This is a genomic window from Chryseobacterium sp. AC405b (assembly GCF_979258685.1).
The window spans coordinates 2,912,739-2,926,638 of the sequence record NZ_OZ409877.1 but is presented as its reverse complement, the minus strand read 5'-3'; the positions used below and the strand labels follow the sequence as shown (position 1 = coordinate 2,926,638).

Genomic DNA, 13,900 nt, shown 5'->3' with positions numbered 1-13,900 from the left:
ACATATTAATCATTGCACTTTTAACCAAGGTGCAATTTTTTTTATTTTTAATGCAACCATTTTACACATTTGCCGTCTTATATATAGAAACTGATACATGAAGAATTTAGAAGAGAATTTTAAACTTGCCAAAAAACAGGATCGGAGAGCGCAGAAAGCTCTTTACGAGTTGTTTTCAGCTAAAATGCTTTCGGTTGCAAATTCTTATACAAATAACATTCATGATGCAGAAGATATTCTGTTAAATGCTTTTCTGAAGTGTTTTAATAAAATAGGGGATTGTAAAGAATGGAAAAGTTTCCCGTTTTGGCTGAGAAAAATTGTTGTTAATGACTCAATAACCTTCGTCAGGAAAAATAAAAATATCTTGTATTCGGATATTGAAATTGCAGATGACTTTCCGGATGATGAAAGTGATGAGGGCATATCTGAAATCAATATTGAAGAGATATTTTCGAATATGCCTACAGGTTACAAACTGATTTTCAATCTCTACGTATTCGAAGAAAAAAAGCATCAGGAAATTGCTGAAATGATGAATATTTCAGAAGGTACCAGCAAAAGTCAGCTAAGTAAAGCCAAAAAGTGGATTGCCGATTATTTAAAAACCAAAGAAAATGGAAAAAAACATACAGAAACAATTAAAATCTGATTACGAAGACCTCGAAATAAAGCCTTCTGCAGATCTTTGGTCTAGAATTGAAGTAGAACTTGATGGGAAAGTAATTGCTGCTCAGAAAACCACTTTTCAGTGGTGGAAATATGCAGCTGTGGTGATTCTTTTAATTTCTTTCGGTGCTGTTTTTTACTTTGATAACGATGCTGATGATAAAAAAGAATTAACGAAATCTGTTATTAAAGATAAAGCTGAAAAATTGAATAGTATCAATGGAGAATCTATTCCTATAGCTGAAAATTTAGTAAAAGCAGAAACTCACAATGTTGATTCTAGTGTAAATTCAATAAACAAAGAAGAAAATTTAAAGCAAACAATTTCAGCAAACTCACAAAATATTTCTGAACCTATTTTTGTTGAGGAAAAATTGAAAGAAAATGAAAATATTCAAATTTCAATTGCTCAAGAAATCGATAATTCTTTAAATCAAAAACCAACGATTGCCGAACATAAAAAAGTGAATTATACCAATGCAGAACAACTGTTGCTGGGAAGAGAATTAGATAAAACCAGAGAAGAAAATCTAAATGAACAAAGGAAATTTGGTGTATTAGATATTAGAAAAATTAAGGGTCCACATTCATTTAAAATTCTGGGATTTACTGTTTATTCAGATTCTCTTCAAACTAGATAAACTTAAAATTTTAGCAGATAAAAAAACTGTTCTGGAAAACGAACAGAACTCTTGTATTGTTTAAAAATCACATATTAAAAACAAAATAATAAACAACTAGGTATGAAAACAAAATTCATCTCACTTGTCACCGTCCTGCTTTTCTCTTTTGGATTTGCTCAGGAAAACCCATCTATGGATTCTCAAATGAAAATCTATTCAGAAAAGATAGACAGTATCATTACGTCTGAGAAATCTAAAATGAATAGCGAGCTTAATGATCTCGATGAAAGTTTTAAAAACAAAAAAATATCTTCTGAAGAGAAACAAAAACAAAAGGCAGACATCGCTTTGAAATATGAAGGAATAATCAATGACAAGGTTGATAATCAGAAATCTGATCTTGAAAATGCAACTAAAGAAATTGTGAAAAATTCTGTTCTGGGAAAAGCTAATAATGCGATTGGATTTGCACAAAATAACTCCCTATTTAGCTTGAAAGATCCTAAACGGACTAAAAAAGAGCTTTTAAAAACTTCTGATATGAATATTGCGTTGGGTTATATAGATCTCACAAAATCAGCAGCATCATTTGCATTAGGAAGTAAATCTTCTCAGATGAAATTTGGTAAATCAGTTTCGGGCGTAATAGAGTTCAGATTCGCAAGACAATTAGGAGCATTAACTTCCCCAGTGTTTTATCGTTTTGGTTTCGGGTACAGAGGTGATACATTTGTTCCAAAAAATTCTCAAATAGCTGATTTTAATAACAATGAAATTTTTTTAACAGACTTCACCAAAGGTAATTTAAAGAAATCTCGTTTTACCAATCACTATATAATTGCACCGTTGGATTTTGTATTTGTATTAAATCCTAAATACATAGTTGAAAACGGTGAGAAAATGTTAGATAATACCAAAGGAAACTTGAGGGTGACAGCTGGTATATACGGAGGTGTACGTGTTTTAACCCAAAATCAGATTATTTATAAAAATGCTGATGACCACAGAACGGTTGACCGTGAAAATATACCTGGTATGGTTAATAATTTTTTATTTGGAGGAAAAATATCTGTAGGATTTGGTGCGCTTAATGTTTTTGTAAAAAAAGACTTTACTCCGTTTTTTGGTGATGATGTCAAAATAAATAACAAATATGGTTTTCAGATTGGTTTAGAATTACTTTACCTAAATTTCTAATTATACATCTAAATTTTATTTTTATTAATAATTTATTAAATTTTCATTAAATATTTTATTAATCTTAAATACTAATAATCAAATATTTGATTTTAAAACACACTTTTTATAAATGTGTTTTTTTTCGTACTTTGGCTACAGAAGAATGATATAAAAAAATGAAAAATATACAGTTAATTGGATTGATTTTAGTAGTGGTCGGAAGTTTTCTGCCACTCGTTCACGTTCCGATTATTGGAAACTGGAATTATTGGAAAGTTGATCATTATCTGGCGATTGCCTGTTGGGTTTTCTCTGCCATTGCATTGTTTGGAATTCTTAACAGCCATCCAAAAATAGTTAAGGTTTTTAGTATTTTATTGATCCTACTATTTCTTTTTACTATTTTCGCTACAAAATATCAGGCATTTAGCTACTTCAGTTTTCTCCCTTTTAAATCTTGGACAGAGACTTTAGCATCTACTGTCACCTTACAATGGGGCTGGATTGTCGAGTTTTTGGGAGCCGTCATTTTATTATTTGCAGCTAAGAAAAAAGTATGAAAGCATCCTGTATGGTTCTAATGATATTGCTTTTTTTTACATCTAAAATAAAAGCTCAGGAACATTTCCTCTTGCCGGATAATCCCACAAAATGTCATTTGATGAAAGAGGGAAAATTTGTAAGGGAGGGTTATTCAGCCAAAAAATGGAATTGGGTCATCAAAAAGGATACACAGCGAGAGTATACCAATAACGGTAAAGATTACATCAAATATAAAATTGAATACCGTGATGACTGTACCTATACAATGACAGTAACCGGGAAGTCTGATCTTAAAAATCCTGTCAGAATAGGTGATGTGATTACCAATAAAATTATAGAAACAGATCATCAGTTTATTAAAATTTCATCTCAATATTATAATAAAACAGATGAATTTGTCCTTGAAAAAATAGAATAAAATAAAATTAAAATTTATATAATGAAAGAAGTATTCATTGTTTCCGCAGTAAGAACTCCTATGGGAAGTTTTATGGGAAGCTTATCAACAGTTCCGGCTACAAAATTGGGAGCAACAGCAGTAAAAGGCGCATTAGATAAAATTAATCTTGACCCGAAAAACGTTCAGGAAATCTACATGGGGAATGTTTTACAGGCAGGTGAAGGTCAGGCTCCGGCTCGTCAGGTTGCTTTGGGTGCAGGACTTTCAAACGAAACTCCATCTACAACGATCAATAAAGTTTGTGCTTCAGGGATGAAGGCTGTAACGATGGCTGCACAGGCGATCAAAGCTGGTGATGCAGATGTTATTATTGCAGGTGGTATGGAGAATATGTCTATGGTGCCTCATTATTACAATGCAAGAAATGCAACCAAATTAGGAGATGTAAAAATGCAGGACGGTATGGTTTTAGACGGTCTTACAGATGTTTACAACAAAGTTCATATGGGTGTTTGTGCAGAGAAATGTGCTACAGATTACAGTTTTACAAGAGAAGACCAGGACAATTTTGCTATAGAATCTTATAAAAGATCAGCAAAAGCTTGGAGCGAAGGAAAATTTGCTGACGAAATAGTTCCTGTTTCAATTCCGCAAAGAAAAGGAGATCCTGTAATTTTTGCTGAAGATGAAGAATACAAAGCGGTTAATTTTGACAGACTTCCAACTCTTCCTACTGTTTTCAAAAAAGAAGAAGGTACAGTTACGGCAGCGAATGCATCTACTTTAAATGACGGTGCTTCTGCTTTAATCCTTGTTTCGAAAGAGAAAATGGAAGAATTAGGATTAAAGCCATTAGCGAAAATAATTTCTTATGCCGATGCCGCTCATGAACCAGAAAATTTTACAACAGCACCTTCAAAAGCTTTACCTATCGCTCTGAAAAAAGCTGGTTTAGAAATTTCAAATATTGATTTTTTTGAATTTAATGAAGCATTTTCTGTAGTTGGTTTGGCAAACAATAAAATCTTAGGATTAGATGCTGCTAAAGTAAACGTAAATGGTGGTGCAGTAGCTTTAGGACATCCACTTGGGAGCTCAGGTTCTAGAATCATCGTTACTTTGATCAATGTTTTAAAACAAAACAACGGAAAATACGGTGCTGCAGCAATCTGTAACGGTGGCGGAGGAGCTTCTGCTATAGTTATTGAAAATATGTAATGATGTTTTTATGAAAGCTAAATATGCCATTTTTGTATTTTTAACAGGCTTTTTAATCAATTTATTAGGTGCCTGGCTAAAAATTACCCATATTTCGTTAGGACGCTTCAATGGAAATATATGTTTAACGATCGGGTCTGTCATTCAAAGTTTAGGCATATTGCTAATTATTTTTAAAGTTCTTACCTATTCCAAATTCAAAGACTTTTTAAATAAATAAAAACATTACCATAAATTAATATTTAAAACCATTAAGAATTATTCTTTTTTTAAGCATAATCTTAATGGTTTTTCTATTTTTGTGCAATTAAACCCGAAACATGGAACTTGAAACTCAAAACATAAAGAACAATCCGAAGATTATGAAAGCCTGGGCAGTGTACGACTGGGCCAATTCTGTTTATTCTTTGGTGATAACATCTACCATATTTCCAATTTATTACTCCATTCTTACAACGGCGTACGAAAAAAAGGAATATGTAGCAGAAACTAAAACGTGGATTGATGTTCCGGTAAGACACATGATAACGATTTTCGGGAAAGAATATCAGCCGGATGCAGTGTATGGATATTCATTGACGATATCTTTCTTTATCGTGGTTTTATTGTCTCCGTTCTTATCATCATTAGCAGATACGATTGGCAATAAAAAATCATTTTTACAGTTTTTCTGTTATTTGGGAGCTACATCCTGTATGGGATTGGCGATGTTCACAGGAATGCATAATGTCTTTCTTGGACTTCTTTTCAGTATCACAGCAAGTGTAGGATTCTGGGGAAGTTTGGTATTCTATAACTCATTTTTGCCGGATATTGCGTCACGGGATAAACAGGATGCTCTTTCTGCAAAAGGCTATGTTTATGGGTATATAGGTTCTGTAGTCTTAGTGATTTTATGCCTGGTATTAATTAAAGTTTTTGCGAAAGATGATGCACAACAGCTATTGTTTACAAGAATCAGTTTCTTATTAACGGCAGCCTGGTGGTTTGGCTTTTCTCAGTATACTTTCAAACATTTACCTCAATTTGGAGATGTTAAAGAGAAATTACCTAAAGATCTTGTTTTATTAAACTATAAGAATCTTTTCAAAAAACATGAAGAGCAGGGTGGCTTCTTTGAAGTATTTAAAGATAACATCAGTTTTTATAAAGACATTGCGAAAGAAAGTTTTTATGAACTTTTCAAAGCCGGAAACTTATTGTTTAAGGATAGAAATTTAAAATTTTTCCTGTCAAGTTTCTTTTTCTACAGCGTCGGTATGCAAACGATTTTCTTAATGGCAACATTATTTGGTAAGAGTGAAATAAATCTGGCCCAGGATAAGTTAATCGGAACTCTTCTAATTATTCAGATTGAAGCGATTATCGGAGCTGTTATTTTCTCGAGATTATCCAGAAAAATAGGAAATAGAAATGTTATTTCAATTGCCATCGTTTTATGGATCGTAGCTTGTTTGTGGGCATTTTTCTTGAATAAAGAAAACCCAACGGTAGAATATCAGTTCTACGGAGTTGCTGCAGTGGTAGGTTTGGTAATGGGAGGTCTTCAGGCGATGTCAAGATCTACCTATTCAAAACTTTTGCCGGAAAATTCTATGGAAAACACGACATTCTTCAGCTTTTATGATGTTTTGGAGAAAATAGCGATTATTATAGGAACATTTATTTTTGCAACTTTAATCGAACATTTTAATAATATGCGTATTGCAGCTTTGTCAATGACATTATTCTTTGCTACAGGGTTGATATTAATCCGTTTTTTAAAGTCAAAATAAAATATTAGGTAGAAGGAAATGTTTTTCTAACGTATTAGCATAAATGTTTTATAAAAATTGCCACTCAAATTAAATCTGAGTGGCAATTTTTATTCATCTGGGATTTCTTTTCCTATTCTTTTATAAACTTAAAACTGTATTTTTTATTATCAGGAAGGGTAGTATTTACTATATATACTCCTTTTTGTAAGTATGAAATATTGATTTCTTTAACTTTATTATTAGTACCTTCAATATATCTGCCTTCAGCATTAAAAATTGTATAGCCTTTTATTTCTTTAGACAAAAAAAGTTTGTTTTTTGCGGGGTTAGGATAGTAAGGAAAATTATTTGATTGATCTTGAGTATTCTGAACTCCCAAAAGAGGAGCTGTTTTGTAAGCAGCTACTATGCATCCGGTTCTCATAAGAGCATGTCTGGAATCAGATGGATCTGCAGAACCTATAGACACTCCCATAGCATCACCATTATAAGATTGATCCGGATTAGACCATCTGTTAAGACGAGTGCAGGTAATTCCCACTGATGAACATTCACTCCCATACGACATTATATCTCTCCATCTTTTATTTGCAGGGCTTGTAGTACCTTGTTGGATAGCTACCTTATTGACATAACCGTGATAATGTTCACACGCACGTGTATGGTCAGGTCTGTCTATATAAACATACCAATCGTGTCTTATTCCCATATTATGTCCTATTTCATGAGATAATGAGTAGCTTCCAACTACATAATCATAATTGATTGCTGAATAAGCGTTATTTGAACTAAAATTAGTGGGATTTGTACTTATATCTCCTGTTCCAGATCCGTAATTACAAAATATAGACACCAAATCTGCACCGTATTGATTTCTGAGAGCATTTACAGAAGCACTTAAAGTTCCATACTTTATCTCATCTTTATCGTCGCTCAAATCAGTGAGATCATTGTGATTAATTGCCTGAGCATGAACCAGATTATACTGAAGATTATTTATGCCCGAATCTACCAATGATTGATTAAGCAACACAACCTGATTAGCTGTAGCAGCTATTGCGGCAGGTGCTCCTCCATTTATATTGGCTATGGTCTGATTAGAAAATAAAACCATAATATCAACTACTGAATTGGCGCATGGAGATGAAGCACAAATATTTGGATGCACTAGTAGATTTTTATTCAAGTTATTATCTTTTAGCTCCTTAAGATGGGTTTCATCTGCTTTACAAGCTTCATCTTTAAAATAGCTAGAATTAATTTTTGATACTGAAAAAATATGGTCAGCTGTTTTTACAATATGAAATTTTTCTCCTGTACCAAGAATAATGGAGCCATCAATCCAGCCTTTATAATCAGTAAAAACTGCGATTCCCTCTTTATCTCCTTCGATAGTATACTTGTAAGTAGTAGTACCTAGCCCTAGTTTTGGATTAGAAGCATATTTGATATTAATTGATTGTCCATCAAACAAAGAGATTTGAAGATCTTTATCCAGTGCGAAAGGGAATTGTTTGCAATACTTTAATTTGCTGAACATTCCGTGATTAACGTGCTTCAGTTTTTTACTGCGGTCTAATTTATCTTCTTTTATTTCTTGATCAAAAATAAAGGTTTGAGCCATTAAAGTTGAATTAATAAAGAAAAAAGCTGATAAACATAATAAATTTTTAATTCTCATCATAATTGTGTTTAAATTTATACAAAGCTAATAAAATAATAATAATCTAAAAAGGCTTGGCTTTATAGAATAATTATTTGACATTCAATATGGCTTGATCATTATATTAGGAATTAATTTTTCTGTTAAAATAAGTTGTAATTGCGGCGTAGATTTTGCTTTTAGTTAGCAGAATATATTAACTTTGCAAAAAAGATTTATTACACAATGACAAACCCTCTATTTTACGCAAAAATCCTTCTCTTCGGAGAATATGGAATAATAGAAGATTCTCAGGGTTTAACACTCCCTTACAGCTTTTATAAAGGGACTTTAAAATTCTCATCTTTAGATTCAGAATTCGAAAAAAAGTCTAACGGTCACATGATCAAATATTCTGAATACTTACAAAATTTAGAACTTCCCGAAGGTTTTGATTTAAATGTTGTTGAATTTCAAAAAGAAATTTCAAAAGGTCTGTTCTTTGACAGTAACATTCCTCAGGGTTACGGTATAGGTAGTTCAGGAGCTTTGGTAGCTGCAATTTTTGAAAGATATTCAATCACAAAATATATTCCCGAATCTGTTTCTAAAGATCAATTGAAAAATCTTAAAAAGGTTTTCGGTTTAATGGAAAGTTATTTTCATGGAAAAAGTTCCGGTATTGACCCTCTGATCTGCTATATGAATCTGCCTATTCTTATCGAAAATAAGGAAAACGTAGATAAAGTTTCGATCCCAAAAAGTGAAGCAGGAAAAGGGGCGATTTTCTTAATTGATTCCGGAAGTATCGGCGAAACCGGACCGATGGTTCAGATTTTCTTCGAAAAAATGAAAACAGAAGGTTTCCGTAAAACTTTGAAAGAAGAATTTATTCGTTACAACAATGCCTGCATAGATTCTTTTCTGAAAAAAGATATGAATCCGTTCTTTAGAAATCTTAAAAAATTGTCTCACTGGGCGTATGAACATTTCCGTCCGATGATTCCTGAAAGTATTTTTAATGTGTGGAAAAAAGGACTCGATTCTAATGCATATTATCTCAAACTTTGCGGAAGCGGAGGTGGCGGTTATATTTTAGGTTTTACCAAAGATTACGAAAAAGCTGAAAAAATGTTGGAAGGTTTCCAAAAAGAAGTGATCTACAGATTTTAAAATCACCGGAAATGAATTGTGAAAAAGAAACTTTCCAGGAAGAGAATTTTGTTTCCAAATCTCTGTTTTACAGACTTTCACAATTTGTCGGTTTTCTTTTAGGAGCAAGATTTTTTGTGGCTCTATTGCTCACGTTTGCATTATATGTTTCTACATTTTTCTTATTTAATCAGGAAGAATCTTTTAGCAACTTTGTCTTTGATTTTAAAGTTCATGGGATTATTTTTTGTACCGTTCTCTCCATACTTTCCGGGGGGATAATCAATCAATTCTACGATTTCGAAAAAGATTATATTGTAAAGCCTTTCAGAATGCGAATTCAAAGGTTTATCAAGCAAAAATATTTTTTGTATGCGTATCTGGCTTTAAGCATTATTTCTTTAGGTGTTGCAAGTTTCATTTCATACAGAGTTCTTATTTTTTTCATTGTTTATCAGTTTTTTATGTGGTTTTACAGTCACAAACTGAGTAGAATTCTAATCTTAAATAACCTTACATTCGTCAGTCTTACATTATATCCTTTCTTCGGAATGATGGTTTATTACGAGACTTTTTCGAAAAAGGTCTTGCTGATGGCAATCTTTTTATTTCTGATTCTTTTATGTATTGATATTGTAAAAGATACTTTAACCAAAAGCGTTGACAAAACTTTTGGTTACATTACAATTCCCAATTACTTTCAAAGTAAAATGACTAAAACAATTATCGTTTCTTTATTAATAATTACAATCATTGTTTCGATGAAACTCATTGCAAAAACCGGAATTTCAGGATTTATGGCATATTATTTTGCTTCCGGATTATTTGTGTTGATTCTATGTATTTATTTACTCTTAAATTCTTCGAAAAAGTCTAAGTTTTTCACACTCAATATTTTACGTTTCTGGGTTTTTATAGGCATTATTTCTATGTTGCTGAACGGAATCGAGGGTAAATTGTAGAAATATATTTTAATAACATTCAGGTTATTCTTACATTTGCCAAAATTAAATCTATAAATAAGAATGTCCATTTTTAACGATACTAAAGTCGCATTTGCCGACAAAACAGATGCTCAATTGAGAAAAGCATATTGGATGTTTAAGATGATTGAGCAGCCTGCCTTGACCAATATCGGAACTTCTGTTCTTAATTTCACGGTTCACAATAACTTTCCTTTCGTCAACGGAATTGTAAAAAATACATTGTTTGAGCAGTTCGTAGGTGGTGAAACGCGTGAAGAAAGTATGAAAGCAGTAAAACAGCTTTTCAAAAGAGGTGTAGGAAGTATTTTTGATTATTCGATTGAAGGCAAAGAAGATGAGGAAACTTTCGATGCAGTTTGTCAGGAAATCAAAGATATTATTAAATTTTCAGTAGGAAATCCTGCAATTCCTTTTATTGTTTTTAAGCCTACTGCTTTCGGAAGAATTGATTTGTATGAAGCTGTTGGAAACAATGCAAAACTAACCTCAAGCCAGAAAGAAGAATGGGCGAGAGTGGTAAAAAGATTTGATGAAGTTTGTAAGCTATGCCATGAGCATGATAAAAAAGTAATGATTGATGCAGAAGAATCTTGGATGCAGAAAGCTGCAGATCAGCTTTGCGAAGAGATGATGGAAAAGTACAATCAGGAAAAACCAATTGTCTGGAACACCATTCAAATGTACAGAACTCACCGGTTGGAGTATATGGAAGCGAATCTTCAGCGGGCAATAGAAAAGAACTATTTCATAGGCTACAAAATTGTTCGTGGTGCCTATATGGAGAAAGAAAGAGCGAGAGCAGCTGAAAAAGGATATCCAGATCCGATTCAGCCTAATAAAGAATCTTCAGACAAGAATTATAACGCAGGAATTGATTTTGTGATGAACCATTTGAACAAAGTTTCAGCGTTTTTCGGAACGCATAATGAAGTATCATCTGAACTGGTTATGGACAAAATGAAAGCTAAAAATCTTGAAAATGGTCATCCTAATATCTATTTCGGTCAGCTTTATGGCATGAGTGATAACATTAGTTTTTATCTGTCTGATAAAGGGTATAATGTTGCGAAATACCTTCCTTACGGACCTGTAAAAGACGTTGTACCGTATCTTACGAGAAGAGCAAGAGAAAATACTTCTGTTGCCGGACAAACCGGAAGAGAACTAGGGTTAATTAAAAAAGAATTAGAAAGAAGAAAGAAGTAGTTTATATTAAAAAAAATAAGAGAAACTCCATCATTGATGGATTTTTTTCTTTTTTAGGATTATTTATAAAATTAATTGAAATTGTATTTATTATTGAATTATATGATAATACTGTAAAATTATTTTTAATTTGTTAGTAATGTGTTATATTTTTTATAAATTCGTTGTGAACTTAAAATTTATAAAATGAAAAAAAATCTACAAATTGCTATTTTTTTATTAGCAAATCTGGTAATTGCACAAACTTATAACAATGGAGGTTTAAGCACCGGAGCGACGTCAAACAGCGGAACTGCAGCACCTGCAGGTTATACTTGGTCTGAAGTTCAGAATAATACAGGAAACACAACCGAATCGAATACAAGTGCAGGATTTTCGGGAAGTTATGTTTCAGCAACAAATAACTTATTTTTAGCTGATGATTTTGTTGTTCCGCCTGGTGCAAATGCCTGGCAAATTTCAACAATCGATTTTTTTGCTTATCAGACAGGCTACACAGGTGCCACAAGTCCATTCAATACGGTGAGAGTTAATATCTTCAGCTCAGACCCGTCCGTTGCAGGAGCTGTAAGTGTTTTTGGAGATGATACAACCAACAGATTTTCTTCTAGTGTAGATTCTAATATGTACAGAATATTTAACAGTTTAGTTCCTACTACTGTATCGCTACCGGGTACAACAAGGAAGATATGGAAAGTTACTGCAAACGTTCCAAAAACCCTTACACCGGGTACTTACTGGGTGAAGTTTCAATTGCAAAATGCAACTTCTACTGCCAACTTTTTACCATCGGTTACCATCCCGGGAAGCAGAGGTCTTGCCTCATTTAATGCAAAACAGTTTAACGCTGTAGTTCCGACATCCTGGGTATCTATTATTGACGATGGAAATCCGATTACTGCACCAGATGTTCCAGTAGATATACCTTTTATAATAACCTATACATCTGTTTTAGGTACAGATGAAGTGATACAATATGATAACAGAATTCAGGTATATCCAAACCCTGTCCAAGAATCATTTAGAATAAGCAATCCTGAAAAAATTAAAATTACGAGTATTGAAATTATGGATACTTCAGGAAAATTGGTAAAAATTTTAAAAGCTTCGGAAGAATATAATATTTCTGACCTGCCAAAAGGAAATTACTTTTTAAAAATTATCAGCAATCAATCTACGAAGATTACAAAGCTGCTTAAAAAGTAAGTCGTTTAAAATAAAATTTGAAATCTGATTATTGAATATAATCAGATTTTTTATGGCTCAAAACTTTCGAATTTTCCATTATCATAAAACAAAACAATACGTTTTATCTTATTAGTTTGATTTTCAATGACTTCATTAATGATTTTCTCATTCAACTTTTCTAATGGCTGAGAATCGGATATTTTCTCTGATGCTTTACTTTCATGTGAAATAACAGATTCTCGCCCAGAGAGAATTTCTTCTGTTATATTTTCTTCGCTTCCAAAATCATCATCATCATTCATCATCGTGAATAAATCTGGAAGTGAAGTAGGTTTAGCTTTTTGTTCAGAATCTTCATTTTCAGAATTAATTTCTGTTTCAGGCAATTCAGATTTCAGCATTTCTCCATCGCCATTCACCAGCCAATCCCACAAAATCTCAGGAAACCTTGATTTGATTTTAATGATAAATTCTAAAGAAGGTTTGTTTCTTCCGGAAGTGATATGCGAAATGGAAGATCGCTGCACATCTATTTCATCTGCAAATTCTGAGGAACTTAGTTTAGAATATTCTATAACCTTTGAAATTCTTTCATTTAAACTCATAAAAATAAGATATTAAACCAATTACAAATGTAAATATAAAATTTACAATTGCAAAATACAAAAGTAAACTATCTGAAATTAAATTATATACAAAAGTAAATTAACATATGTCACTAAATTTCAGTTATTTATAAAATATATAATGAATTTATTCCTATTATTCATTAATATAAATTTATACATTATAATACATAATGAGTTAAAGTATAACTATAGATAAGATCTTTAAAAAAATTTTTCTCCATAATATTCATTGGATTTAGATTGATATTTGTTAGATCACTTTGCTAAAAATATTTTTCTGGATAATAAACCATGTGGAGTGGGAGAGATGTTACGAGGCTGATTATATGGAGAATTAGAAACTATGTTTATCGTTGATAGTATTCAACAGACATTAATAACGTTAAGTTTCAGCAGAATTTGGTTTCTTACGGGTATTATATTTTAATATTTTAAAATTCATTTAGACTCATTAATTAAAACTTTTTTAGCGATATATATTTAAGAATTTAAAATAATTTTAGACTGTTTACATTTGTTTATTGTATTAAATTACCCACATAATCCACATTTTAAATGTTTAGCAAAATAACACTCAAATGGGTAAAAAAGTAGTTTTACAGACTTAAAGTATATATGATCTAATTATTTAAATAAACTTTATAACTTATTGAATTTCAAATATTTGAAATATATAAATTAAATTATTAGCAATCCACATTTTAACTA

The 13,900-nt window shown here is 31.9% G+C and carries 13 protein-coding genes; 11 read left to right on the top strand and 2 right to left on the bottom strand.

Features of this window, described 5'->3' with window-relative positions; translation table 11 throughout:
* Positions 1-97 precede the first annotated feature (97 nt).
* From ACZZZA_RS14035 to ACZZZA_RS14005, 7 genes are all read left to right on the top strand, one after another.
* The gene (locus ACZZZA_RS14035; RefSeq protein ID WP_463432762.1) at positions 98-652 is read left to right on the top strand and encodes an RNA polymerase sigma factor; all 555 of its coding nucleotides are present in this window, start codon (positions 98-100) and stop codon (positions 650-652) included.
* On the top strand, positions 618-1,310 hold the full coding sequence (locus ACZZZA_RS14030) for a hypothetical protein (RefSeq protein ID WP_463432760.1): 693 nt from the start codon (positions 618-620) through the stop codon (positions 1,308-1,310). The genes ACZZZA_RS14035 and ACZZZA_RS14030 overlap by 35 nt, the downstream gene beginning before the upstream one ends.
* A 102-nt stretch (positions 1,311-1,412) precedes the next feature.
* On the top strand, positions 1,413-2,489 hold the full coding sequence (locus tag ACZZZA_RS14025; protein WP_463432758.1) for a hypothetical protein: 1,077 nt from the start codon (positions 1,413-1,415) through the stop codon (positions 2,487-2,489).
* Between the two features lie 158 nt (positions 2,490-2,647).
* The gene (locus ACZZZA_RS14020) at positions 2,648-3,031 is read left to right on the top strand and encodes a hypothetical protein (protein ID WP_463432756.1); all 384 of its coding nucleotides are present in this window, start codon (positions 2,648-2,650) and stop codon (positions 3,029-3,031) included.
* Positions 3,032-3,132: 101 nt separating this feature from the next.
* A complete protein-coding gene (locus tag ACZZZA_RS14015) occupies positions 3,133-3,432 on the top strand; it encodes a hypothetical protein (protein WP_463432754.1) in 300 nt (99 codons plus the stop codon).
* A 21-nt stretch (positions 3,433-3,453) separates the two neighbouring features.
* Positions 3,454-4,632 (top strand): acetyl-CoA C-acyltransferase, encoded by a 1,179-nt coding sequence (locus ACZZZA_RS14010; RefSeq protein WP_463432752.1) that lies wholly within the window; start codon positions 3,454-3,456, stop codon positions 4,630-4,632.
* 320 nt (positions 4,633-4,952) lie between these two features.
* Positions 4,953-6,407, top strand: coding sequence for an MFS transporter (locus ACZZZA_RS14005; protein ID WP_463432750.1), 1,455 nt, complete (start codon positions 4,953-4,955; stop codon positions 6,405-6,407).
* A 112-nt stretch (positions 6,408-6,519) separates the two neighbouring features.
* Here the strand turns inward: ACZZZA_RS14005 and ACZZZA_RS14000 are convergent, their stop codons facing one another.
* Positions 6,520-8,073, bottom strand: coding sequence for a zinc-dependent metalloprotease (locus ACZZZA_RS14000; protein ID WP_463432748.1), 1,554 nt, complete (start codon positions 8,071-8,073; stop codon positions 6,520-6,522).
* Positions 8,074-8,277: 204 nt separating this feature from the next.
* Between ACZZZA_RS14000 and ACZZZA_RS13995 the strand changes: the two genes are divergently transcribed.
* From ACZZZA_RS13995 to ACZZZA_RS13980, 4 genes are all read left to right on the top strand, one after another.
* Positions 8,278-9,204 (top strand): mevalonate kinase family protein, encoded by a 927-nt coding sequence (locus ACZZZA_RS13995; protein WP_463432746.1) that lies wholly within the window; start codon positions 8,278-8,280, stop codon positions 9,202-9,204.
* 11 nt (positions 9,205-9,215) lie between these two features.
* A complete protein-coding gene (locus tag ACZZZA_RS13990; RefSeq protein ID WP_463432744.1) occupies positions 9,216-10,145 on the top strand; it encodes a UbiA family prenyltransferase in 930 nt (309 codons plus the stop codon).
* Positions 10,146-10,208: 63 nt separating this feature from the next.
* Entirely contained in the window at positions 10,209-11,375 is a 1,167-nt protein-coding gene (locus tag ACZZZA_RS13985) for a proline dehydrogenase family protein (protein WP_463432742.1), read from the top strand.
* A gap of 186 nt (positions 11,376-11,561) precedes the next feature.
* The gene (locus ACZZZA_RS13980) at positions 11,562-12,581 is read left to right on the top strand and encodes a T9SS type A sorting domain-containing protein (protein ID WP_463432740.1); all 1,020 of its coding nucleotides are present in this window, start codon (positions 11,562-11,564) and stop codon (positions 12,579-12,581) included.
* A gap of 50 nt (positions 12,582-12,631) precedes the next feature.
* Here the strand turns inward: ACZZZA_RS13980 and ACZZZA_RS13975 are convergent, their stop codons facing one another.
* A complete protein-coding gene (locus tag ACZZZA_RS13975) occupies positions 12,632-13,168 on the bottom strand; it encodes a helix-turn-helix domain-containing protein (protein ID WP_463432738.1) in 537 nt (178 codons plus the stop codon).
* Positions 13,169-13,900: the final 732 nt, after the last annotated feature.

Bases quoted from the DNA above. Each gene is read 5' to 3' on its own strand.
- ACZZZA_RS14035 (WP_463432762.1), top strand. From the start codon at position 98: ATGAAGAATTTAGAAGAGAATTTTAAACTTGCCAAAAAACAGGATCGG.
- ACZZZA_RS14030 (WP_463432760.1), top strand. From the start codon at position 618: ATGGAAAAAAACATACAGAAACAATTAAAATCTGATTACGAAGACCTC.
- ACZZZA_RS14025 (WP_463432758.1), top strand. From the start codon at position 1,413: ATGAAAACAAAATTCATCTCACTTGTCACCGTCCTGCTTTTCTCTTTT.
- ACZZZA_RS14020 (WP_463432756.1), top strand. From the start codon at position 2,648: ATGAAAAATATACAGTTAATTGGATTGATTTTAGTAGTGGTCGGAAGT.
- ACZZZA_RS14015 (WP_463432754.1), top strand. From the start codon at position 3,133: ATGAAAGAGGGAAAATTTGTAAGGGAGGGTTATTCAGCCAAAAAATGG.
- ACZZZA_RS14010 (WP_463432752.1), top strand. From the start codon at position 3,454: ATGAAAGAAGTATTCATTGTTTCCGCAGTAAGAACTCCTATGGGAAGT.
- ACZZZA_RS14005 (WP_463432750.1), top strand. From the start codon at position 4,953: ATGGAACTTGAAACTCAAAACATAAAGAACAATCCGAAGATTATGAAA.
- ACZZZA_RS14000 (WP_463432748.1), bottom strand. From the start codon at position 8,073: ATGATGAGAATTAAAAATTTATTATGTTTATCAGCTTTTTTCTTTATT.
- ACZZZA_RS13995 (WP_463432746.1), top strand. From the start codon at position 8,278: ATGACAAACCCTCTATTTTACGCAAAAATCCTTCTCTTCGGAGAATAT.
- ACZZZA_RS13990 (WP_463432744.1), top strand. From the start codon at position 9,216: ATGAATTGTGAAAAAGAAACTTTCCAGGAAGAGAATTTTGTTTCCAAA.
- ACZZZA_RS13985 (WP_463432742.1), top strand. From the start codon at position 10,209: ATGTCCATTTTTAACGATACTAAAGTCGCATTTGCCGACAAAACAGAT.
- ACZZZA_RS13980 (WP_463432740.1), top strand. From the start codon at position 11,562: ATGAAAAAAAATCTACAAATTGCTATTTTTTTATTAGCAAATCTGGTA.
- ACZZZA_RS13975 (WP_463432738.1), bottom strand. From the start codon at position 13,168: ATGAGTTTAAATGAAAGAATTTCAAAGGTTATAGAATATTCTAAACTA.